At 54.9% G+C, this 21,503-nt stretch carries 23 protein-coding genes and 1 pseudogene; 8 read left to right on the plus strand and 16 right to left on the minus strand.

Going from position 1 to position 21,503, the window contains the following annotated elements:
- Positions 1-143 precede the first annotated feature (143 nt).
- The 5 genes from anmK to pdxY all read left to right on the plus strand — a co-directional run bounded on the left by anmK (position 144) and on the right by pdxY (position 4,726).
- Positions 144-1,268: an anhydro-N-acetylmuramic acid kinase gene (gene anmK, locus QMN93_RS13935; protein ID WP_069302706.1), complete on the plus strand. Its 1,125-nt coding sequence runs from the start codon at positions 144-146 to the stop codon at positions 1,266-1,268.
- A 93-nt stretch (positions 1,269-1,361) separates the two neighbouring features.
- On the plus strand, positions 1,362-1,685 hold the full coding sequence (gene mliC / locus QMN93_RS13940; protein ID WP_058840748.1) for a C-type lysozyme inhibitor: 324 nt from the start codon (positions 1,362-1,364) through the stop codon (positions 1,683-1,685).
- A 57-nt stretch (positions 1,686-1,742) separates the two neighbouring features.
- Positions 1,743-2,399 (plus strand): pyridoxamine 5'-phosphate oxidase, encoded by a 657-nt coding sequence (pdxH, locus tag QMN93_RS13945; RefSeq protein WP_024909355.1) that lies wholly within the window; start codon positions 1,743-1,745, stop codon positions 2,397-2,399.
- 125 nt (positions 2,400-2,524) lie between these two features.
- Positions 2,525-3,799, plus strand: coding sequence for a tyrosine--tRNA ligase (gene tyrS / locus QMN93_RS13950; RefSeq protein ID WP_069302707.1), 1,275 nt, complete (start codon positions 2,525-2,527; stop codon positions 3,797-3,799).
- A 66-nt stretch (positions 3,800-3,865) separates the two neighbouring features.
- Positions 3,866-4,726, plus strand: coding sequence for a pyridoxal kinase PdxY (gene pdxY, locus QMN93_RS13955; protein ID WP_033146525.1), 861 nt, complete (start codon positions 3,866-3,868; stop codon positions 4,724-4,726).
- Between the two features lie 60 nt (positions 4,727-4,786).
- On the opposite strand, the gene gstA is transcribed toward pdxY, so the two are convergent.
- The 12 genes from gstA to blr form a co-directional block, all read right to left on the minus strand.
- Positions 4,787-5,392, minus strand: a complete 606-nt coding sequence (gene gstA / locus QMN93_RS13960) for a glutathione transferase GstA (protein WP_069302708.1) — start codon at positions 5,390-5,392, stop codon at positions 4,787-4,789.
- A 105-nt stretch (positions 5,393-5,497) separates the two neighbouring features.
- Entirely contained in the window at positions 5,498-7,006 is a 1,509-nt protein-coding gene (gene dtpA, locus QMN93_RS13965) for a dipeptide/tripeptide permease DtpA (RefSeq protein WP_033145330.1), read from the minus strand.
- A 591-nt stretch (positions 7,007-7,597) separates the two neighbouring features.
- Positions 7,598-8,233, minus strand: a complete 636-nt coding sequence (gene nth, locus QMN93_RS13970; protein ID WP_008500570.1) for an endonuclease III — start codon at positions 8,231-8,233, stop codon at positions 7,598-7,600.
- On the minus strand, positions 8,230-8,916 hold the full coding sequence (locus tag QMN93_RS13975; protein WP_193139098.1) for an electron transport complex subunit E: 687 nt from the start codon (positions 8,914-8,916) through the stop codon (positions 8,230-8,232). The genes nth and QMN93_RS13975 overlap by 4 nt, the downstream gene beginning before the upstream one ends.
- A gap of 2 nt (positions 8,917-8,918) precedes the next feature.
- Positions 8,919-9,539: an electron transport complex subunit RsxG gene (gene rsxG / locus QMN93_RS13980; RefSeq protein WP_048977465.1), complete on the minus strand. Its 621-nt coding sequence runs from the start codon at positions 9,537-9,539 to the stop codon at positions 8,919-8,921.
- 10 nt (positions 9,540-9,549) lie between these two features.
- Positions 9,550-10,602, minus strand: a complete 1,053-nt coding sequence (rsxD, locus tag QMN93_RS13985) for an electron transport complex subunit RsxD (protein WP_069302709.1) — start codon at positions 10,600-10,602, stop codon at positions 9,550-9,552.
- Complete coding sequence (rsxC, locus tag QMN93_RS13990; protein WP_193139100.1) at positions 10,603-12,645, minus strand: electron transport complex subunit RsxC; 2,043 nt, start codon at positions 12,643-12,645, stop codon at positions 10,603-10,605. It lies immediately after the preceding gene.
- Positions 12,638-13,216, minus strand: coding sequence for an electron transport complex subunit RsxB (gene rsxB / locus QMN93_RS13995; protein WP_182383412.1), 579 nt, complete (start codon positions 13,214-13,216; stop codon positions 12,638-12,640). The genes rsxC and rsxB overlap by 8 nt, the downstream gene beginning before the upstream one ends.
- Complete coding sequence (rsxA, locus tag QMN93_RS14000) at positions 13,216-13,797, minus strand: electron transport complex subunit RsxA (RefSeq protein ID WP_014883581.1); 582 nt, start codon at positions 13,795-13,797, stop codon at positions 13,216-13,218. Before rsxA ends, rsxB begins: the two co-directional genes overlap by 1 nt.
- Before the next feature lie 76 nt (positions 13,798-13,873).
- Positions 13,874-14,314 (minus strand): DUF2569 domain-containing protein, encoded by a 441-nt coding sequence (locus QMN93_RS14005; protein ID WP_048977467.1) that lies wholly within the window; start codon positions 14,312-14,314, stop codon positions 13,874-13,876.
- A gap of 86 nt (positions 14,315-14,400) precedes the next feature.
- Positions 14,401-14,616, minus strand: a complete 216-nt coding sequence (gene ydgT / locus QMN93_RS14010) for a transcription modulator YdgT (protein WP_013096896.1) — start codon at positions 14,614-14,616, stop codon at positions 14,401-14,403.
- A 231-nt stretch (positions 14,617-14,847) separates the two neighbouring features.
- Positions 14,848-14,973 (minus strand): division septum protein Blr, encoded by a 126-nt coding sequence (gene blr, locus QMN93_RS14015; RefSeq protein WP_170864498.1) that lies wholly within the window; start codon positions 14,971-14,973, stop codon positions 14,848-14,850.
- A gap of 243 nt (positions 14,974-15,216) precedes the next feature.
- On the opposite strand from blr, the gene QMN93_RS14020 reads away from it, so the two are divergent.
- A complete protein-coding gene (locus tag QMN93_RS14020) occupies positions 15,217-16,257 on the plus strand; it encodes an oxidoreductase (RefSeq protein WP_193139102.1) in 1,041 nt (346 codons plus the stop codon).
- 53 nt (positions 16,258-16,310) lie between these two features.
- Here QMN93_RS14020 and add read toward each other — a convergent pair whose 3' ends face one another.
- From add to QMN93_RS14035, 3 genes and pseudogenes are all read right to left on the minus strand, one after another.
- Positions 16,311-17,312, minus strand: a complete 1,002-nt coding sequence (gene add / locus QMN93_RS14025) for an adenosine deaminase (protein WP_033145337.1) — start codon at positions 17,310-17,312, stop codon at positions 16,311-16,313.
- Between the two features lie 96 nt (positions 17,313-17,408).
- Positions 17,409-18,581 carry a MalY/PatB family protein gene (locus tag QMN93_RS14030; RefSeq protein ID WP_193139105.1) on the minus strand — a complete coding sequence of 391 codons (1,173 nt, stop codon included), beginning with the start codon at positions 18,579-18,581 and terminating at the stop codon, positions 17,409-17,411.
- Positions 18,582-18,629: 48 nt separating this feature from the next.
- A pseudogene (locus tag QMN93_RS14035) lies at positions 18,630-19,097 on the minus strand (glucose PTS transporter subunit EIIB); the annotation flags it as partial.
- Positions 19,098-19,515: 418 nt separating this feature from the next.
- Between QMN93_RS14035 and QMN93_RS14040 the strand changes: the two are divergent.
- On the plus strand, positions 19,516-20,238 hold the full coding sequence (locus QMN93_RS14040) for an inovirus-type Gp2 protein (RefSeq protein WP_050861828.1): 723 nt from the start codon (positions 19,516-19,518) through the stop codon (positions 20,236-20,238).
- Between the two features lie 706 nt (positions 20,239-20,944).
- Positions 20,945-21,448, plus strand: a complete 504-nt coding sequence (locus tag QMN93_RS14045) for a hypothetical protein (RefSeq protein ID WP_323619710.1) — start codon at positions 20,945-20,947, stop codon at positions 21,446-21,448.
- Here the strand turns inward: QMN93_RS14045 and QMN93_RS26275 are convergent.
- A complete protein-coding gene (locus QMN93_RS26275) occupies positions 21,442-21,498 on the minus strand; it encodes an IS1 family transposase (protein ID WP_003032489.1) in 57 nt (18 codons plus the stop codon). The genes QMN93_RS14045 and QMN93_RS26275 overlap by 7 nt on opposite strands.
- Between the last annotated feature and the right edge of the window lie 5 nt (positions 21,499-21,503).

Raw genomic sequence — 21,503 nt, forward strand, 5'->3', positions numbered from 1 at the left:
TTGAATTTGACTTAACGAGACATAAACAGGATCCGCCCGTGTTACCCGTCTGACATTGTTAAAAAATATTATCGCCGAATGGCAAAGCTGCGCCGTTTATGGTTGAGTGGATATCCTTAGCCCACGCAACGTAAGGAAAGCGCATGAAATCGGGTCGCTACATTGGTGTGATGTCAGGCACCAGTCTGGATGGGGTAGATGTCGTTCTGGCCGCCATTGACGAAAACATGGTGGCGCAGCAGGCAAGCCTGACCTGGCCAATCCCCATTTCACTGAAAGAGGATATTCTGAGTATCTGTCAGGGGCAGCAGCTGACCCTCTCCCAGCTTGGACAGCTTGATGTTCGCCTGGGGGCGCTATTTGCGGATGCAGTGCAGGCTTTGATGCAAAAAGAACATCTTCGCCCGCAGGATGTGGTGGCCATCGGCTGTCACGGACAAACGGTCTGGCATGAGCCCGGCGGAGATGCCCCGCATACCCTGCAAATCGGCGATAACAACCAGATTGTGGCGAAAACGGGCGTGACTGTGGTAGGCGATTTCCGTCGTCGCGATATCGCCCTTGGCGGGCAGGGCGCGCCGCTGGTACCCGCGTTCCATCAGGCGTTACTGGCGCACCCTACAGAACGTCGCATGGTGCTCAATATTGGTGGGATTGCCAACCTGTCGATGCTCATCCCGGGGCAGCCCGTCCGCGGCTACGATACCGGCCCGGGCAATATGTTAATGGATGCCTGGATCTGGCGGCAGTGCGGACAACCGTATGATAAAAACGCGGAGTGGGCGAGCGGGGGGAAAGTGATTATTCCGCTGCTGCAGTCGATGCTGAGCGATCCTTATTTTGCCTTGCCGGCCCCTAAGAGTACGGGGCGTGAATACTTCAATCTGGGCTGGCTTGAGCGTCAGCTGGCGCCATTCCCGGCGCTCGCGCCGCAGGATGTCCAGGCGACGCTTGCCGAGCTGACGGCCGTGTCGATCTCCGAACAGGTTCTGCTCAGCGGCGGATGTGAACGCCTGCTGGTGTGCGGCGGAGGATGCCGAAACCCGCTGGTGATGGCGCGTCTTGCGGGGCTCCTGCCGGGTACCGAAGTGACCACGACCGATGAGGCCGGCATCAGCGGGGATGATATGGAAGCGCTGGCCTTCGCCTGGCTCGCCTGGCGCACCATTGCCGGACTGCCGGGCAACTTGCCGTCGGTAACCGGCGCGCGTGAGGCGAGCGTCCTCGGGGCGATTTTCCCGGCAAATCCTCGTCATAATCAGAGTTAACTGAAATTCAGCGCGGCGCGTCATCGTTAGAATGGAACGAAACAGGAGGGCAGCCATGCCCTTCAGGACCAGGAAAGTCTTCGGAATACGCCCATGAAAAAACTTCTTCTTATTGCCGCGCCTTTATTGCTGTCAGGATGCAGCGTCTATAACCAGCTTCTTGAGCGCATGCAGACCGATACGCTGGAGTATCGCTGCGATGAAAAACCGCTGACCGTCAAGCTGAATAACCCACGCCAGGAAGCCAGTTTTGTTTATGACAATAAATTGCTGACGCTGAAGCAGGGGATGTCAGCCTCCGGCGCACGTTATTCTGACGGTATCTACGTCTTCTGGTCGAAAGGCGACAGCGCCGCGGTCTACAAACGCGACCGCATTGTGCTGAACAATTGTCAGCTCGAAAATCCGAAGCGTTGAGATTTTTACAGGGGCGGCGCACAATAGCGCCACCCACTCTCAATGTCAGCTAACGCCATGTCAGATAACGACGAACTGCAGCAAATTGCGCATCTGCGCCGTGAATACACTAAAGGCGGCCTGCGTCGCCAGGATCTTCCCGCTGAACCCCTCGTGCTTTTTGAACGCTGGCTGAAACAGGCCTGCGAAGCGAAACTCGCCGACCCAACCGCCATGGTTGTCGCGACGGTGGATGAAAACGGCCAACCGTATCAGCGCATCGTATTGCTCAAGCATTATGACGAGAAAGGGCTGGTGTTCTATACCAACCTTGGCAGCCGCAAGGCACACCATTTAGAAAACAATCCGCGTATCAGCCTGCTATTCCCCTGGCACATGCTGGAACGTCAGGTAATGGTAACCGGCAAGGCGGAACGTCTCTCGACGCTGGAAGTGGTGAAGTATTTCCACAGCCGCCCGCGCGACAGCCAGATTGGCGCCTGGGTATCAAAACAGTCCAGCCGAATTTCTGCCCGCGGCGTGCTGGAAAGTAAATTCCTGGAGCTGAAACAGAAGTTCCAGCAGGGTGAAATTCCTCTGCCAAGCTTCTGGGGCGGGTTCCGCATCCCGATTGAGCAGATGGAGTTCTGGCAGGGGGGCGAACATCGCCTGCACGACCGCTTTTTATACCAGCGCGAGAATGGCGGCTGGAAAATCGACAGACTGGCACCGTAATCCCCGAAATTTGTTGATTTAAGCGCTAGCGCACACCGCGCTTGCGCTTTATTCTATTGTCCTTTCGCATCAGGCGAAAAGTCGTGTACCGGCAAAGGTGCAGTCGTTTATACATGGAGAATTTGATGGCAAGCAGTAACTTGATTAAACAATTGCAAGAGCGGGGCCTCGTGGCCCAGGTGACGGACGAGGAAGCGTTAGCAGAGCGACTGGCGCAAGGCCCGATCGCGCTCTATTGCGGCTTCGATCCCACCGCTGACAGCTTGCATTTGGGGCATCTTGTTCCATTGTTATGCCTGAAACGCTTCCAGATGGCGGGCCATAAGCCTGTTGCGCTGGTGGGCGGCGCGACCGGCCTGATTGGTGACCCAAGCTTTAAAGCCGCTGAGCGTAAACTGAACACCGAAAATACCGTGCAGGAGTGGGTGGATAAGATCCGCAAACAGGTTGCACCGTTCCTCGACTTCAACTGTGGTGATAACTCTGCCATTGCCGCGAACAACTACGACTGGTTTGGCAGCATGAACGTGCTGACTTTCCTGCGCGACATCGGAAAGCACTTCTCTGTTAACCAGATGATTAACAAAGAGGCCGTGAAGCAGCGTCTGAACCGTGACGACCAGGGTATCTCCTTTACCGAGTTCTCCTACAACCTGCTGCAGGGTTATGACTTTGCCTGCCTGAACAAGCTGCACGGCGTTTCCCTGCAGATTGGCGGTTCCGATCAGTGGGGTAACATCACCTCCGGTATCGACCTGACCCGTCGTCTGCACCAGAACCAGGTCTTCGGTCTGACCGTTCCGCTGATCACCAAGGCAGACGGCACCAAATTTGGGAAAACCGAAGGCGGCGCGGTATGGCTCGATCCGAAGAAAACCAGCCCGTACAAATTCTACCAGTTCTGGATCAACACGGCGGATGCCGATGTTTACCGCTTCCTGAAGTTCTTCACCTTTATGGACATCGAAGACATCAACGCGCTGGAAGAAGAAGACAAAAACAGCGGTAAAGCACCGCGCGCCCAGTATGTGCTGGCGGACGAAGTGACCAAACTGGTTCACGGTGAAGAAGGTCTGGCCGCGGCAAAACGTATTACCGCAAGCCTGTTCAACGGTACCCTGAGCGATCTGAGCGAAGCGGACTTCGAACAGCTGGCGCAGGACGGCGTGCCAATGGTTGAGATGGAAAAAGGGGCTGACCTGATGCAGGCGCTGGTGGACTCTGAGCTCCAGCCTTCGCGCGGTCAGGCGCGTAAAACTATCGCCTCTAACGCTATCACCATCAACGGCGAGAAACAGGCTGACCCGGAATACACCTTCGTTGACGGTGACCGTCTGTATGGTCGCTACACGCTGCTGCGTCGCGGTAAGAAAAACTACTGCCTTGTCTGCTGGAAATAATTAACAGTCTCCAGGGGCGTGGGAAACCACGCCCCTTTTGTTTTTTCAGGGTTTGGTAAGAAAAAAATGAAGAACATCCTCGCCATTCAGTCCCACGTTGTTTTTGGACACGCAGGCAATAGCGCCGCGGAATTCCCGATGCGTCGCCTCGGCGTCAACGTCTGGCCCCTTAATACCGTGCAGTTCTCTAACCACACGCAATACGGCAAATGGACCGGCTGCGTAATGCCACCTTCGCACCTCACCGAGGTTGTGCAGGGAATTGCCGATATCGACCAGCTCAGACGCTGTGACGCCGTGCTGAGCGGCTACCTCGGCTCAGCGGAGCAGGGGGAGCATATCCTCGGCATCGTACGTCAGGTGAAAGCCGCAAACCCGGCGGCAAAATACTTCTGCGACCCCGTCATGGGCCATCCGGAGAAAGGCTGTATCGTGGCGCCAGGCGTCGCAGAGTTTCACGTCCGCCACGCGCTGCCCGCCAGCGATATCATTGCGCCAAACCTGGTCGAGCTCGAAATTCTCTGCGAGCGTCCGGTTAACAGCGTAGAAGAGGCGGTAAGCGCGTCTCGCGAACTGATCGCTCAGGGGCCTGAGGTGGTGCTGGTAAAACATCTCGCCCGCGCAGGGCTGAGCCAGGACCGTTTTGAGATGCTTCTGGTGACGAAAGATGACGCCTGGCATATCAGCCGTCCGCTGGTGGATTTTGGCCTGCGCCAGCCGGTTGGGGTCGGGGATGTCACCAGCGGTCTGCTGCTGGTGAAATTGCTGCAGGGCGCGACGATGCGCGACGCGCTGGAGCACGTTACCGCGGCGGTGTACGAAATCATGATTGCGACGAAAGAGATGCAGGAATATGAACTGCAGGTGGTTGCGGCACAGGATCGTATCGCGAAGCCGGAGCACTATTTCAGCGCAACCCGGTTATAACCGGCCAAAACGTGTAGGCCGGGTAAGCGTTAGCGCCACCCGGCAACACAGGCCGCTCGGTTAATTCAACCCTTCCGCTTTCAGCGCCGCAGCCACTGCAGGACGCTCTGCCACGCGTTTCATATACAATGCGATATGGTCTAACCCTTCCAGGTTCAGCTTAACCGCGCGCGCCCAGCGCAGCACGGTAAACAGATACGCATCGGCAATCGTGAAGCGCGAACCACAAATCCACTGTTCGTCTTTCAGCGATTCGTTAACGTACTGCAGCTTTTTCTCAAGAAGCGCACGCAGGGTCGGTTTGAACTCCTCTGGCGTATCCGGGCGGAACAACGGCGTAAATCCTTTGTGCAGTTCGGTCGCAATGTAGTTGAGCCATTCCAGCGTCTTATAGCGAGAAATGGTACTGACCGGAGCCAGCAGCTGGCGATCGGGTACGCTATCGGCCAGGAACTGCATAATCGCGACGCCTTCGGTCAGCAGAGTACCGTCATCCAGCAAGAGCGCCGGAACTTGTCCCTTGGGGTTAATGGCAAGAAAATCATCGCCATTTTCCAGACGCTTTTTCATCAGATCAACGCCGTCCAGCGTGAAATCTTTGCCGCTCTCGCGCAGGGTGATATGGGAAGCAAGAGAGCACGCGCCCGGTTTGTAGAACAGTTTCATCGGTAACTCCTTTTTGCTGAGGTTTCAGCTATGTTAGTGCGCCAACGGACAAAAAAAAAGCCGCTAATACACTAGCGGCTTCTGTTCTGTCGTTTCTCAATAATCTTACGCGGTAGCGGTTTTGGTCGCTTCAGCCGTCTTGTCGTCGTCCTGAGTCATACGATTCAGTTTCGGCGCGGTCAGCAGCATCAGAACTGCAATAACCGCAGTCGCGATACCAATCTGCATGAACACGGTACCGTAGACGTTCAGGGAGACCAGTGGGTCAGTGACGTTTTCCGGCACAGCCATCAGGTTCGCAATTTTACCCGCAATGATTGCCGCACCGGCAGTGGTCAGGAACCAGCTACCCATAATGAAGCCCATCAGACGCTGTGGCACCAGCTGTGCAACCATCGCCAGACCCAGACCGGAGATCATCAGTTCACCGATAGACTGCAGCGCGTAGCTCAGGATCAGCCAGTTAACGGACACGATACCCGCGTCGGTGGCAAATTTGGTACCCAGCGGCAGCACCAGGAACGCGCCGGAGCACAGCACCATACCGATAGCAAACTTGTGCGGCATTGGCAGACGGTCGCCCATCTTGTTATAGATAGCGGCCAGAATCGGGCTACCAATCATGATCCAGAACGGGTTCAGCGCCTGATACTGTTCCGGCTCGAACGCGATGCCCAGAATTGAGTGCTCAACGTTACGAATGGCGAAGAAGTTCAGTGAGGTTGGCATCTGGCTGTACAGCACGAAGAAGATAATCGCTTCCAGCATCAGAATGAACGCCACAATCATCTTGCGACGGGCAGCACCCTGCATGGCGAACGCTTCTTTCGCAAAGATAACCACGATACCCAGCGCAACCACGCCCAGAACGGCACGGGCGATACCCTGGTTGTGCAGCAGCCAGGTGGCAATTGCCGCGAGGACAACAACGCCCACGATGGTGGCCAGCAGTTTGCCCATATGCACAGGCTCGAAGTCAGGTTTTGAACCGTAGTCTTTAACCCAGCTGCGGCAGAACAGGAAGTTGACCACGGTGATCAACATGCCCACGAAGCTCAGCGCAAACGCCACGCTCCAGCCGAACTTCGCCGCAAGCCATGGGGTTGCCAGCATCGAGAAGAACGAACCGATGTTGATGGACATGTAGTACATGGTAAATGCACCGTCCAGGCGCGGATCGTCTTTGTTATAGCAGGTAGAAAGCAGGGAGGACGGGTTCGCTTTGAACAGACCGTTACCGACGGCAATCGTCGCCATACCCATATACACGACAGCGGCATCATGCCCTGACCATGCAACCAGACCATAGCCAATCGCCAGGACAATGGCGCCCAGCATGATGACGCGTTTAGTCCCGAGGACTTTATCACCCAGCCAGCCGCCAATAGCGACCAGACCGTACACCAGAGCACTAAAGGAAGAGAACAGCGTGATGGAATCGGCTTCGGACATACCCAGCTGTTTTACCAGGTAAACCGCCATGATCCCTTGCAGGCCGTAATAACCAAAACGCTCCCATAACTCGATAGAGAAGATGAGATAGAACGCTTTAGGCTGTTTAAAAGCGTTAAGACTCACGCTTTCATCTGTTGGTTTATTGTTTGCAGTAGACACATATACCTCTTTTTTTACATCCCATATTAACGGGGGTGTTCATAGCGCGATGGCCGTAGTCCATACGCCTTATAGTTATATTGGGAGGAGAAACGGCGGGTAATGTTCACTATCCTGCCCCATCTGGCAATACGTTTGTAATAATCTGTTACATATATCTGAAGTGGTATAATCGTCGGTTCATATAAATGTTATTCAGCGTTAAATTTCATACGATGAGTAAAGGTAGTTTTTTCGACTGGCGATAACCCACCCTGACCGGCTTTTGGCGATATGTTCTGCTATTTGCCGCTTAATGCAGTGATATGGGCCATATTCTGAAAAATAGCTGGTCTTATCTTCGGTGATGGAAGGAGGGTATCTTGTCAGACAAAGGGTTTAGGCGGATTTTGACAACAAAAATTCAACATGAAGTTATCAGGGTGATCGCGATCACAGATGTATAGAAATTTTTGGCTATGAAAAAAGTATTAACCTGTTTGAGCGTTAAACAACCGAACAAGTGACAGGTCAGGGGGAATGAAAGACGGACAAATAACGGCCAAAAGAAGGGTGCCTGGTAGCCCTTCTTTTGGTAAGGGATTGTGACGATCAGGGATATACTTTTTCTTTGTATTCGCAGAGATCTTCAATAATGCACGAGCCGCATCGAGGCTTACGGGCAATACAGGTATAGCGGCCGTGCAGAATCAGCCAGTGATGGCAGTCAACCTTAAATTCGGCCGGAACCACCTTTAACAGCTTCTCTTCGACCTGCTCAACATTTTTCCCCGGCGCGAAGTTAGTCCTGTTAGAGACGCGGAAAATATGCGTATCCACGGCGATGGTCGGCCAGCCAAACGCGGTGTTGAGCACCACGTTCGCGGTCTTACGCCCCACGCCCGGTAAGGCTTCCAGCGCGGCGCGATCTTCCGGTACTTCGCCTCCGTGCTGTTCCAGCAGGATCCGGCAGGTCTTAATGACGTTCTCGGCTTTGCTGTTAAACAGGCCGATGGTTTTGATATAGGACTTCACGCCTTCCACGCCCAGCTCCAGCATGGCTTTTGGCGTATTGGCGACCGGATAGAGCAGGGCAGTGGCTTTATTGACGCTCACATCGGTCGCCTGTGCAGAGAGCAACACCGCGATCAGCAGTTCAAACGGGGAGGTAAAATTCAGCTCCGTCGTCGGGTGCGGGTTCTCGTCCCGCAGACGGGTCAGGATCGCAATGCGCTTTTCTTTATTCATGAAGCCTTCTCGGGTGTCCCTTCCAGAACGCTACGCTCAGCCGCGCGGCGCTTACGTTTCTCATCAATCAGGTATTTTATCGCCAGCATCATGCCAAGGCCAATAAACGCGCCAGGGGGCAGCATTGCCAGCAGGAATGGCGTATCGGTGTGGAACACTTCAACGCGCAGCGCTTTGGCCCAGCCGCCCAGCAGCGAATCTGCGCCGTCAAACAGCGTACCGTTACCGAGGATCTCGCGCAGCGAGCCCAGCACGAACATGGCGCAGGTGGCGCCCATTCCAATGGAAAAACCATCCAGCGCCGACATGGCGGGGCTGTTTTTCACCGCGAACGCTTCCGCACGGCCAACGACGATACAGTTGGTGACGATAAGGGGAATAAAGATCCCGAGCGACTGGTACAGACCGAACGCGTAGGCGTTAATCAGCATCTGGACGATACTGACCACCGACGCAATGATCATGACGTAAATCGGAATACGAATTTCCGACGGCGTCCAGCGGCGCAGGGCGGAGATGGAGAGGTTGGTCAGCGTCAGCACCAGCGTGGTTGCCAGACCCAGACCGAGCGCGTTGGTGGCGGTGGACGTTACCGCCAGCAGGGGACACATCCCCAGAAGCTGGACCAGCGCGGAGTTGTTCTTCCACAACCCCTGGACAATAACCTCTTTAACCTGGCTCATGATTACTCCTCACAGGCCGGAAGATTGTTGATTTGCGCGGGCAGCGTTTCAGCATACAGCCCGGCTCGTTTTACGGCGTTCACCACGGCGCGCGGCGTGATGGTCGCGCCGGTGAACTGGTCGAACTCGCCGCCATCTTTCTTCACCGCAAACGCGGTATCCCCTTCGCCATGGATAACTTTACCGGCAAAGTGCAAAATCCAGTCGCTCAGACGGGTTTCAATTTTATCCCCCAGGCCCGGCGTTTCATGATGTTCCGTCACGCGAGTACCCAGAATAGTGCCGGAGAAATCGCTGCCGACAAGCAGCTGAATGGCGCCGGAATAGCCGTCGGGCGCCGTCGCTTCCATCACTGCGCCTACCGGTCTATTCCCTTTACGGGCGATAAAGAGGCGGTGCGCGCCTTTCCCAAGCTGCGGCGCGTCTACCACAAAGCAGCTCTTTTGCAGGTCATTATCGTAGAAATCTGACGGGATGACCTGATCGAACAGCGCCTTTTGCTGCTTTGAAGCCTGCTCTTCGATGGTCGTTTTGGTTAACGTGTTAACCAGGGCCGTCAGCCCGGTCAGGACCGCGGCGAAGACAGCCAGCGTGACGCCGTGCTTTTGCATCGTTTTTAACATGGCGAAACCCTTAGCGATGGCCGTACACGCGCGGACGCGTGTAATAGTCGATGAGCGGAACGGTAATGTTGGCAAGCAGGACGGCAAACGCTACGCCGTCCGGGTAACCGCCAAAGCTGCGGATCAACCATACCAGCAGGCCCGCCAGCGCGCCGAAGATCAGGCGGCCGCGGTTAGTCGTTGACGCCGTAACCGGGTCCGTCAGGATAAAGAAGGCACCCAGCATGGTCGCCCCGGAGAGCAGGTGCATCTGCGGGTTGGCCAGTGATTCAGGAGAGAAGACCCAACCCAGCGTGGCGCAAACCGCCAGCGTCACGAGGAAGCTGACCGGAATATGCCAGCGAATGGCTTTCTGCTGCAGCAGGAACAGGCCGCCCAGCAGATACGCCAGGTTGACCCACTGCCAGCCTGCACCCGCCAGCATGCCGCTGTAAATCGCGGATTTCATGATCTGCTCAACGCTTTGCCCGGCGTGCAGGGACGTTTTAAAGGTATCGAGAGGCGTCGCCTGGCTGATGCCGTCCACTCCCATTCGCAGCGCGTTCATATCAGCGCCGAGCGCCGTATGGCCGGTAAAGATAACGTGCAGGGCATCCATAAAGCCCGGAACCGTGGCCGCAATCTCGTGCGGTGGCAGCCAGCTGGTCATCTGCACGGGGAAGGAGATCAGCAGCACCACGTAGCCAATCATCGCCGGGTTAAACGGGTTATGGCCGAGCCCGCCGTACAGCTGTTTGGCAATGATCACGGCAAATACGGTACCGAGTACGACCATCCACCACGGGGCAAACGGCGGAATACTGATGGCGAGCAGCAGGCCGGTCAGCAGCGCGGAGTTGTCAGCCAGAATGCGTGACACCGCCATCTTACGCAGCTTCAGAACGAGTGCTTCCGCCGCGACGGCGCTGGCGCAGCCCAGGGCTATCTGGAACAGGGTTCCCCAGCCGAAAAACCAGCACTGAACGGCAATGCCCGGCAGCGCGGCCAGGCAGACCAGCATCATAATGCGCGATGTCTGACGCTGGTTGTGGGTGTAGGGGGAACTTGCGATTCTGAAAACCATTTAATCCTCGTTTACGGCTTGCTGTGCGGCTTTCTTCGCCTGAACGCGCGCAATGGCGGCGGCGACGGCGGCCTTGCGCGGGTCATCGTTGGCGGCCTGCGACTGCTCTTCCTGCTGCGCAGCCTTACGGGCTTTGGCGCGGGCAATCGCTGCTTCGACGGCGGCTTTACGCGGGTCGACCGGTGGTGCTTCTGCTTCTGACACTGCTTCTGACACTGCCTCTGGCGCCTGCTGCGCAGCCTTACGGGCTTTGGCGCGAGCAATCGCCGCTTCAACGGCGGCTTTGCGTGGGTCGACCGCTTCTTGCTCGACGACTACCTGCTGCTCTCCAGCTTTGCGGGCCTTGGCCCGGGCTATCGCCGCTTCAACGGCCGCTTTACGCGGGTCGATCTCAGTATCTGCCTGAACCGTTTGCGCTTTTTCCGCCTGACGCGCGCGAGCCGCAGCCTTTCGCGCTTCGCGGGCGGCAATCGCTTCGCTGTTATCCGGTTTTTCCCCGGCCTGGATCACCACCGTCTGGGCGGCATCGGCTTTTTTCTCGCGAACGCGCGCCAGCGCGGCGTTGATCGCATCCTGATCTTTCCCGGCAGGCTGAACGGCGGCCTGCTTATGGCGTTCCTGACGGGCGATTTTTTCGCGCTCCAGTCGCGCCTGACGCGCTTCGAAACGTGCCTTGGCTTCCGCGGCGCGTTTTTCTTCCATGGAGATGGCATAAATCTCGGCCTTCTCCTGACGGAAGTATTGCACCAGCGGAATGTTGCTTGGGCAGACCCAGGCGCAGGCGCCGCATTCAATGCAGTCGGCCAGGTTATGGGATTTTGCCTTGTCGTGCAGCTGGCCTTTGCTGTACCAGTAAAGCTGCTGTGGGAGGAGATCCGCCGGGCAGGCATCGGCACAGGCGCTGCAGCGAATGCAACCTTTCTCTTCCTGCTCTTCACCCATTTCGGTGGGGGAAGGGGCGAGCAGACAGTTAGTGATTTTCACTACCGGAACGTCCAGCCACGGCAGCGTAAAGCCCATCAGCGGGCCACCCATGATCACCATCTGGTCGCTGGCCGGGCAAAATTCAGCCTGTTCCAGCAGATGGCGCACCGGCGTACCCAGACGCGCCCAGACGTTGCCAGGACGGGAAACCGACTCGCCGGTCAGCGTCACCACGCGCTCGGTCAACGGCTCGCCGTCAATCACCGCGCGCTTCACCGCATAGGCGGTGCCAACGTTTTGCATCAGCACGCCGATATCCGATGAGCGTCCGCCGTGCGGGACCTGCTTGCCGGTCAGAATTTGCGTCAGCTGTTTTGCGCCGCCAGAAGGGTACTTGGTCGGGATAACGCGCAGGCTAATATCGTGACTGCCCGCCAGCACGGCGCGCAGCATCGAGATGGCCTGCGGTTTATTGTCTTCGATACCAATCAGCACTTCCCGCGGCTTCAGAATGTGCGCCAGGATGCGGATGCCTTCCACCACCTGAGCGGCGCAATCCTGCATCAGGCGATCGTCGGCGGTGATATACGGCTCGCACTCGGCGGCGTTGATAATCAACGTCTGAATGTTATCGCCACCGCCGCGCAGCTTAACGCCGGTCGGGAAGCCCGCGCCGCCCAGCCCGGCGACGCCGAACTGATGAATTCGCTCGATAAGCGCTTCGCGGCTGTGGGAGCGGTAGTCGCTCCAGCCGTCACGATCGATCCAGCGGTCTTCGCCGTCTGCTTCAATGATCACGCTCAGCTCCGACAGCGCGGACGGATGAGCCACCGTATGAGGGGCAATCGCTACCACTTTACCGGAGGTGGGGGCGTGTATCGGCAGCATTCGCCCACGGCCAAAGGTCAGCGGCTGACCGCGAAGAACCGTATCGCCTTCTTTCACGCACAGCTCGCCCTCAGCGCCAATATGCTGTTTGAGCGGCATGACGTAACGCGTCGCCAGCGGAATTTGACGCAGCGGCGTGCCGTTGGACTGGGTTTTCATCTCTGGCGGATGGATACCGCCGTCAAAGTCCCAAATCTTCTCTTTTCTGAAAGCAGAAAATAACTTAAGCATGTTGTTCCACAGGAATGATGCGAACCGGAATGGTTTGAAGATCCCACTTCCAGCTTTCGGTAGTCGTTTCAACCGGGCGCAGCTCGATACATTGCGTCGGGCAGGGGGCCACGCAGAGGTTACAGCCGGTGCACAGATCCGCCACGACGGTGTGCATGGCGCGGGTGGCGCCGACAATGGCGTCAACCGGGCAGGCCTGAATACATTTGGTGCAGCCGATGCAGTTTGCCTCGTCGATCACGGCGAGGGCGCGAACCGGCTCCTGCACCTCCGCATCGCCATCAACGGGCTGCGGATCGACGTTAAGCAGGTCCGCGATTTTCAGCATCACCGCTTCGCCGCCGGGGGCGCAGCGGTTAATTTTTTCACCCTGAATCCCTACCGCTTCGGCATAGGGGCGGCAGCCCGGGTAGCCGCACTGCCCGCACTGGCTTTGCGGCAGCAGCTCATCAATTTTCTCAACAACAGGATCGTCCTCTACCGCGAAACGGCGGGAGGCGTAACCCAGGATAAGGCCAAACACCAACCCCAGGACGCTGATAGAGGCGATGGCAATCCAGATAGCATTCATTACAACTTCACCAGACCACTAAAGCCCATAAAGGCCAGAGACATTAAACCCGCGGTCACCAGCGCAATCGCGTTACCGCGGAAGGGCGCAGGGATATCCGCTGCCGCCAGACGCTCGCGAATCGACGCGAACAGGACCATAACAAATGAGAAACCGACGGCGGCGGAAAAACCGTACAGCGCCGACTGCATAAAGTTATGGCCAAGGTTGATGTTCAGCAGCGCAACGCCGAGAACGGCACAGTTGGTGGTGATCAGCGGCAGGAAGATACCCAGCAGGCGATAGAGGGCCGGGCTGGTTTTACGCACCACCATTTCAGTAAATTGCACAACAACCGCAATGACCAGAATAAAAGCCAGCGTACGAAGATAGATTAACCCCAGCGGGATGAGGATCCAGGTATCAATCAACCACGCGCAGATGGACGCCATCGTCATGACGAAGGTTGTCGCCAGCCCCATGCCCATCGCCGTTTCCAGCTTTTTGGACACGCCCATAAACGGGCACAGGCCAAGGAACTTCACCAGAACGAAGTTGTTAACCAGCACGGTGCCGACAAAGAGCAGTAAGTAATCGGTCATTATTTAGCCTGAAATAAAAAAGCCGCCTATTATCGGACAAACTCACGCAGGCGACAACAGGTTATCTGTAGGGTTATTACGGGTTCACGAAGGTGTTTTTTACCCGCGTCGAACGCTTGAAATAGGGGACCAGCAGCGCGGCCGCCAGTAACGGGAAAAGCAGCTGACGAACGGCCAGAGCGTCTGATACGGGCGAAAAAGCAAACGCTTTAACCGCCAGCAGAACCGAAATCAGCAGCCAGATAATGTAGTGTTTAGGTACACTTTTGCGGCGCTTAAAGAAGGCGATGGTCAACCACAGGGTGTAGTACCACATACCAATCGCGAAAACGAACGACACAAACCACATCGCAATACTCAGCACGCTTTGCGACATCAGGGTCTGGATGGCGTGAGGAGTAATCAGTGCGGTGGTATACAGCAGCAGCGCAAGTGATGCGCTTAATAAGGCAACCAGCAGCCATGCCAGTGGGGCGATTAACCAGCCTCCAATGCGTTCTCCAGGCGTTGCGGTCATGAACTCTCCCATAATCTGCGCGAAATGTTGTACAGCCAGTTTGCAGGGCGGAGAGTATATAACATTTCGCGCGGATGGCTACTTTCTTATAAAACGTAACGCCATACGGACTTAGGCACTTCACCCACGTTGAACAAACGACCTCCGGAAACCAGCTCCGCACGGCGATGGTCAGCAGCGCGATACATATTAATGATGTCCTGATTATCCGACAGGGTGTAGTTCAGATGGTCAAACAGTTTTTCCAGGCTCTCAAGCGAATTGATCTTGCGAAATTTTAATAAATAGTCCTGAACTGTCATATTAATAAGTTTCCATATAAAAGTGAGTAATACCAGTTAAGGTAATTCGTTCGAATAATAAACGGATTAATAAAGACGTAAACAGCCCACTCAGGTAACGCGACGAAATTAGGAGTTTTCTTTGCTGAAATTCAGGCATCAGACGATGCCTGGAAGAGAAGGTTAACCGTGTTCACCAGGGCTGGCAATAAGTAACTGACATATTATGTCACTCTTTATTGCAGTAACCGGTTACTTAGGTTGGGCGACTGCGACAGGCTCCGGCGGCTGGTAGTTATCGATATGGCTGGCAACGCCCAGCAAAATGACCGAAACCCCAAGGACAATCCATCCCGCTAATTCAATGATTCGATTAATAATTGACGTCATGATTCGTAGTTGTACTTTATCCATAAATACAGGTCGCAAATGTTACAGCGACGTTTCCCCGACGGCAAGCGCTTTGGGAACGGTTCCCTTAAACAAAATCAGTGGGTTAATACTATGTAACAAAAACAACCCCTACGACCTGCTATTTTAAGTCATATGGCACATTATTAATCTGTGGCAATGCCAGGCTAGCCAGTGTGAAATAAGAACGTCATAAAAGAGGACGGCACTATGAGTGATAATATCCGCGTTGGGCTTATCGGCTACGGGTATGCAAGCAAAACGTTTCATGCGCCTTTGATAGGCGGGACGCCGGGGATGACCCTGGCTGCGGTATCCAGCAGCGATGCCGCTAAAGTCCACGCCGACTGGCCTTCCGTGCCGGTTGTCTCTGAGCCAAAACACCTTTTCAACGATCCGAATATTGATTTAATCGTTATCCCCACCCCGAACGACACCCACTTCCCGCTGGCAAAGGCCGCGCTGGAGGCCGGTAAGCACGTGGTTGTCGATAAGCCCTTTACCGTCACGTTGTCTCAGGCTCGCGAGCTGGATGCGCTGGCAAAAAGTCTGGGCAGGCTGCTGTCGGTATTCCATAACCGCCGCTGGGACAGCGACTTTCTGACGGTAAAAAGGCTTCTCAGTGAAGGCACGCTAGGGGAGATCCTCTTTTTTGAATCGCACTTTGACCGCTTCCGTCCGCAGGTACGAAACCGCTGGCGCGAGCAGGTCGGTCCGGGCAGCGGTATCTGGTACGATTTAGCCCCGCATCTGCTGGATCAGGCCGTCAATCTTTTTGGTCTGCCGGTGAGCATGACGGTCGATCTGGCCCAGCTCCGGCCCGGAGCGCAGACGACCGATTACTTCCACGCGGTGCTCAGCTACCCGCAGCGGCGGATTGTGCTGCACGGCACGATGGTCGCGGCCGCGGAATCGGCCCGCTACATCATTCACGGCACGCGCGGGAGCTACGTGAAGTTTGGCCTCGATCCGCAGGAGGACCGGCTGAAAAGCGGTGAACGTTTGCCGCAGGAAGACTGGGGCTATGATATGCGCGACGGCGTGGTCACGCGGGTGGAAGGTGAGGAACTGGTAGAGGAGATCTTGCTGACGATCCCGGGCAACTATCCGGCCTATTATGCGGGCATTCGCGATGCGCTGAACGGCACGGGCGAAAATCCGGTTCCGGCCAGCCAGGCGATTCAGATAATGGAGCTGATTGAGCTGGGTATTGAATCTGCCAAACATCGCGCCACGCTCTGTCTGGCATAAGCTTTAAGGGCTGTTGTAGGCCGGGTAAGGCGTAGCCGCTACCCGGCAAATGCTCAACCGCGAGCCACTTTATCTTTAAGCGCCTGCTTCTCTTCAGGCGTCAGGAAGGCGATCTCCAGCCCGTTGATCTGCGCCTGACGGATCTGCTCGCGGCTCAGACCCGCCTGCGGTGCGGCGATGTTGTATTCGTGGATGATATCCACGCCCTGAACCGCCGGGTCGTCAGTGTTCAGCGAGGCCAGCACGCCGTGCTCAAGGAACGTTTTCAGCGGATGATGCGCCAGCGTTGCCACGGTGCTGGTCTGAATGTTAGACGTCAGGCAAGACTCAATCCCGATACGCTGCTCCGCCAGGAAATCCATCAGGGCGCGATCTTCTACCGCCTTCACGCCGTGGCCGATACGCTCGGCGCCCAGCTCGCGGATGGCCTGCCAGATGCTTTCCGGGCCAGCCGCTTCACCCGCATGTACGGTAATGTGCCAGCCGGCATCGCGCGCGCGGTTGAAGTGGGAGAGGAACAGACTGCCCGGGAAGCCCAGCTCGTCACCGGCCAGATCGACGGCGGTGATGGCATCGCGATGGGCCAGCAGCGCTTCCAGCTCCTGCAGGCAGGCGGCTTCGCCGAACGTACGGCTCATAATGCCAATCAGACGGGCCTGAACGTCGAAGGTTTTACACCCTTCGCGCACGCCTTCAATCACGGCTTCCACCACGCCTGCAACGGGCAGGCTGTGGGTCATCGCCATATAGCCCGGCGAGAAGCGCAGCTCGACGTAATGCAGGCCGTTACGGGCCGCATCTTCAATGTTCTCAAACGCCACGCGGCGGCAGGCATCCAGCGAGGCCAGCATCTTCACGCCCCAGTCGAGTTTGCTCAGGAAGCTGACCAGGTCCGGTTCATTTGAGGTTACCTGTACGTGAGGGATCAGAGACTCAAGCGTCTGTGCTGGGAGCGTTAAATTGAACTGGCGGCCAAGATCGAGGATGGTTTGGGCACGAATGTTACCGTCAAGGTGACGATGAATATCAGTTAAAGGCAGGCGTGTATCAATCATGGTCGCACTCTTTTCTGGTTAAAGTGCGCCATATTATAAAAACAAAACGGGGTAAAAAGCTATTTGCGCAAGGGAATATTCCGTTGCGCAAATTGATTAGAGGAGCGTGTTAATCCCGGCAATGAGGCGTTGCACCCCTTGTTCAAGCTTGCTGCGCGGACAGCCAGCGTTCAGGCGAATAAAGCCGTTTCCCTCTTTGCCGTAGGTATATCCCGGCATGATGGCGACTTTTTGCTGCTCGATCAGCACTTTTTGCAGCGCCCGATCGTCAATGTTCAGCGGGCGCAGGTCAATCCAGGCCAGGTAGGTCGCTTCGGGCGGCTGCCAGTTCAGCTTCGGAAAGGCGCGGTTTACTTCCTGCGCGATATACAACAGATTCTCTTCCAGATACCCCCGCAGGGCATCCAGCCACGGCGCTCCCTGCTGATAGGCGGCGATATGCGCCGTCAGCGCCAGCACGGAAGGGGAAGAGAGTCCGTCCCGGCCTTTTAGCGCGCTGAGATAACCGTTACGGCTCTGTTCATCGCCAATCAGGCCGTAAGCGCCCGTCAGCGCTGGAATATTAAAGCTTTTCGAGCCGGAGCTGAGAAGCGCCCATTTGCCGCGCGCCACCGCGCTCCACGGCGTGTGACGATGCTCTCCCCACACCATATCCATATGAATTTCATCGCTGATAACCGCCACGTCATAGCGTGCGCACAGTTCAGCCATGTGCGTCAGCTCGTCCCGCGTCCAGACCTTGCCGGTTGGGTTTTGCGGGCTGCACAGCAGTAAAATCTTGTTTTCAGGTTTCGCCAGGGCCGCTTCCAGTGCAGCCATATTCCCCTGCCAGCCTGCTGCGTGCTTTTCCATCTCCACGGGCACCACATGACGCGCATTCCCTTCAATAGCTTTGTAAAACGCGTCGTATGCCGGGGTGTGCACCACTACGCCGTCGCCGGGGTGTGACCAGAGACGAATCAGCTCTGACACCATGTAGATAACGGAAGGACCATAAACGACGGTTTCCGTATCAATCTGGCTGTTAAAGCGCTGCTGGAACCAGTGCGCGACGGCGGCGAGAAACTCATCGTTCTTCCAGCGGCTGTAGCCCAGCACGCCGTGATTTATGCGCTGATGCAGCGCGTCGGTAATGCAGGGCGCGGTGGCGAAATCCATATCCGAGATGGTGAAGGGCAGCAGGTCGGCCGCGCCAAAGCGGTCGGCGACGTAGTCCCACTGCGTACACCAGGTGCCGTGTCGCTCCACGACGGTAGAAAAATCAAACATGACGTGAGTCCTTAAAGTAAAACCCCCTCATGAGAGGGGGCTGAGGCATCAGGCTTCAACTGTTCGCATCAGGGTGGCCAGCTCATCCTTCACCGACTGGACCTGCGGGCCGATAACCACCTGCAAATTGTGCTGATTTAACTGTACCACGCCGATGGCCCGGTTGGCTTTCAGGGCGTTGGTATCCACTTTTGACATATCCGCCACCGACAGACGCAGGCGGGTGATGCAGTTATCCAGCGAGGTGATGTTATCCGCGCCGCCCAGCGCCGCCAGAATGGCCGGTGTGTTATAGCCGGATTTGCCCACGGTCCCGGCAACCGCCTGTTCAACGCTGCTCGCCGTATCGGTATCGCGGCCAGGCGTTTTCAGGTTAAAGCGGGTGATGGCGAAGCGGAAGATGCCGTAGTAAACCGCAAACCAGATAGCCGCCACAACTGGCACCAGGTACCACTTGGTGGACAGGCCGTGCAGGATCCCGAACACCACGAAGTCGATCACGTTGCCGTCGGTGTTCACTGAAGTGTAATGGGTATAATTGATATTTGCCGATGTACACTGTGAACAATCAGGTTACTGCAATGTTGAAAATTACAGCTCCCACTCAACTGTGTATGCCGGAAGGAAGCCAAAGACAAGATTGTAAATCCCTTTGAATTTCTCCGTTGTTACCAACACCCCACACAATCATCATCCCTCTTTTATCAAGGCATGATTTCCGTTGCCCCCTTTCACTCCTTCTGATATGATAATGAGTTATTATAAATATTTCCGTAAACTTTGTTCCGTAGTATTTCTCTCCTCGAAAACATCCCCAACGTCAGATGCAAGGCGGCTTTGCGCTATCGCAAATGCCATCGTTTTACCGTGGTTTTAGGTAGTAACTATGTAGGGGGTGTGATCTCTTTCTGAGTACAAAAAGGTTAATTTAACAATGATGCAACAATCACAAACCCTATTCGAATCGTCGGTTTTATCGGCAACAAGTTTTCGTGCCGTCTACCATGAACACGGACGTTACAAAACAATTAATGGCAACTCCTTTGTTCATGATGGTCATGAATACCGGATTAACACAAGAATCGGCTCTGGTGTTCGTCATGACATACTTATGTCAACAATCAACGAACTGAAAGCAATCCTGAAGTTCTACAGTCGAGTGTTCCTGACCCGTTTTGATCTCCACCTCCCTGAGTTCACTTCTGTTGAAGCTGGTAACGAATACATACGCAAACTATTCAAACGATTACGTGACCGCCTGGAGTCTAGAAACAACGGTTTATCAGAACCTATCATCGATTTTGCTTACGGTTGGGTTTGCGAACAGGAAAAGGCTTCACAGCCACATTACCATTGCTGGATTGCACTTCCACATCGTTCGGTAAGGTGGTTTGGAACGCCAGACAGAGGTATTGCTGGTGTTATTACGGAAATCTGGATGAAACTGACTGGTGGGAAAGCAACACTTGTGAACTTGTCTAAAGCCACTAAAGACTATCCCGATCACTACGTCATTCATCGTGATGATCCTTCGACACTCGAAGGTCCGGTATTCTGGCTTTCTTACCTGGCAAAAGAACGCGGGAAGTCGCAGACAGGGAAGGGAACGCGCTTGTATTCAACATCGAAATTGAGTGGTAAAGCACTGAATTCGTAAATGTCGCACTGGAAGCCCGTAGAGCGTTTTTTCTTTCCAAGGCATGAATCGTATTACCCATATCATAAAAAGCGCTTACAGCTTCGCTCAGAGCGTTTTAAGGCATGATTTGAACCTGATTAACTTTAGCTTCGGTCAATTGCATGATAGTTCAACGATAGTTGCTTTGCTTATAGATTCATACATTTCTTCAAAATTCCGAGCGAAGCGAGGGACACGAACGTAGTGAGTGTCTAATGTCTACTATTATATTTTTATATTTTATATATAGAGAAAAGTAGACATATCCGTATACTTTTTAACCAGTTTGGCTATCCGTCTTCGCTTCGCTTGACGAAACTCGCTTCGCTCGTAATTCAGGACATCACTTCAGCATTTGAAGCAAGTACACGAACGTAGTGAGTGTTTAATGTATTCACAGCCCGCAGAATGTTTTGTTCGATGATTATTGTCCGGTCGGAATCGAGAAAAAAGTATTAGATCAGATTTGGCCTGACACAGCTTTGCCGCAGAGCCGGAGGCAATTTGACATTCCGCCCCTTGCCAGAAGCGTAAGTTGAACAACCATCTGTGCGATCAAAATATGACAATACTTTGATGGTGTAGCGGGTATTACTACCTTAAAACATGATATGTAACTGGGGATAATTGCCGCCAATAACCCAGATGGGGTTTATCGTGATGGGGCCAAGTTGAGATATCCGTTATGAAGAGACCAATAGCGCGCAAAAATGATCGTCTGCCAGTGCCGAGAACAAATCACTTTACGCCTGAAGCGAGGCAGCGTGTTATCAATGGACTCGTTGCGACGGCTAAAGCTGACTTCGTATCCTTAGTTCACTGGCTGAAAACAGGTAAACAGAATGGTGAACCTATTCCGTTAGATAAATGCGAAAGTCTTCGAACTGCTATTCTTAATCTTGAGACCCTTAAAGCTGGTGTACAAACCGACTGGAAGCATGCGATCCAGTTGATGGAAAAAGAAATCAAAAAAAGCCACCAACTGAATGCCTCGGTTCCTGCACCCTCACAGCTTGTTACTGGTGTTCTGAGAAATCTTAATGATATCAGCGAGAAGATCGCAGCGGGTAAAGCTGTTCCCGAGATGCTTGGCAGGCTCGAAAATATGCAGCAAATGATTGCCAACCTCAAGGGTAATGAGGGGCTCATTAAAAGTATCAGCATTCTGGTAATGACTCCAACTTACTGATAGTGTTTTATGTTCAGATAATGCCCGATGACTTTGTCATGCAGCTCCACCGATT

Source organism: Enterobacter sp. R-1.6.2, from assembly GCF_035064085.1.
GTDB lineage: Bacteria > Pseudomonadota > Gammaproteobacteria > Enterobacterales > Enterobacteriaceae > Enterobacter > Enterobacter asburiae_B.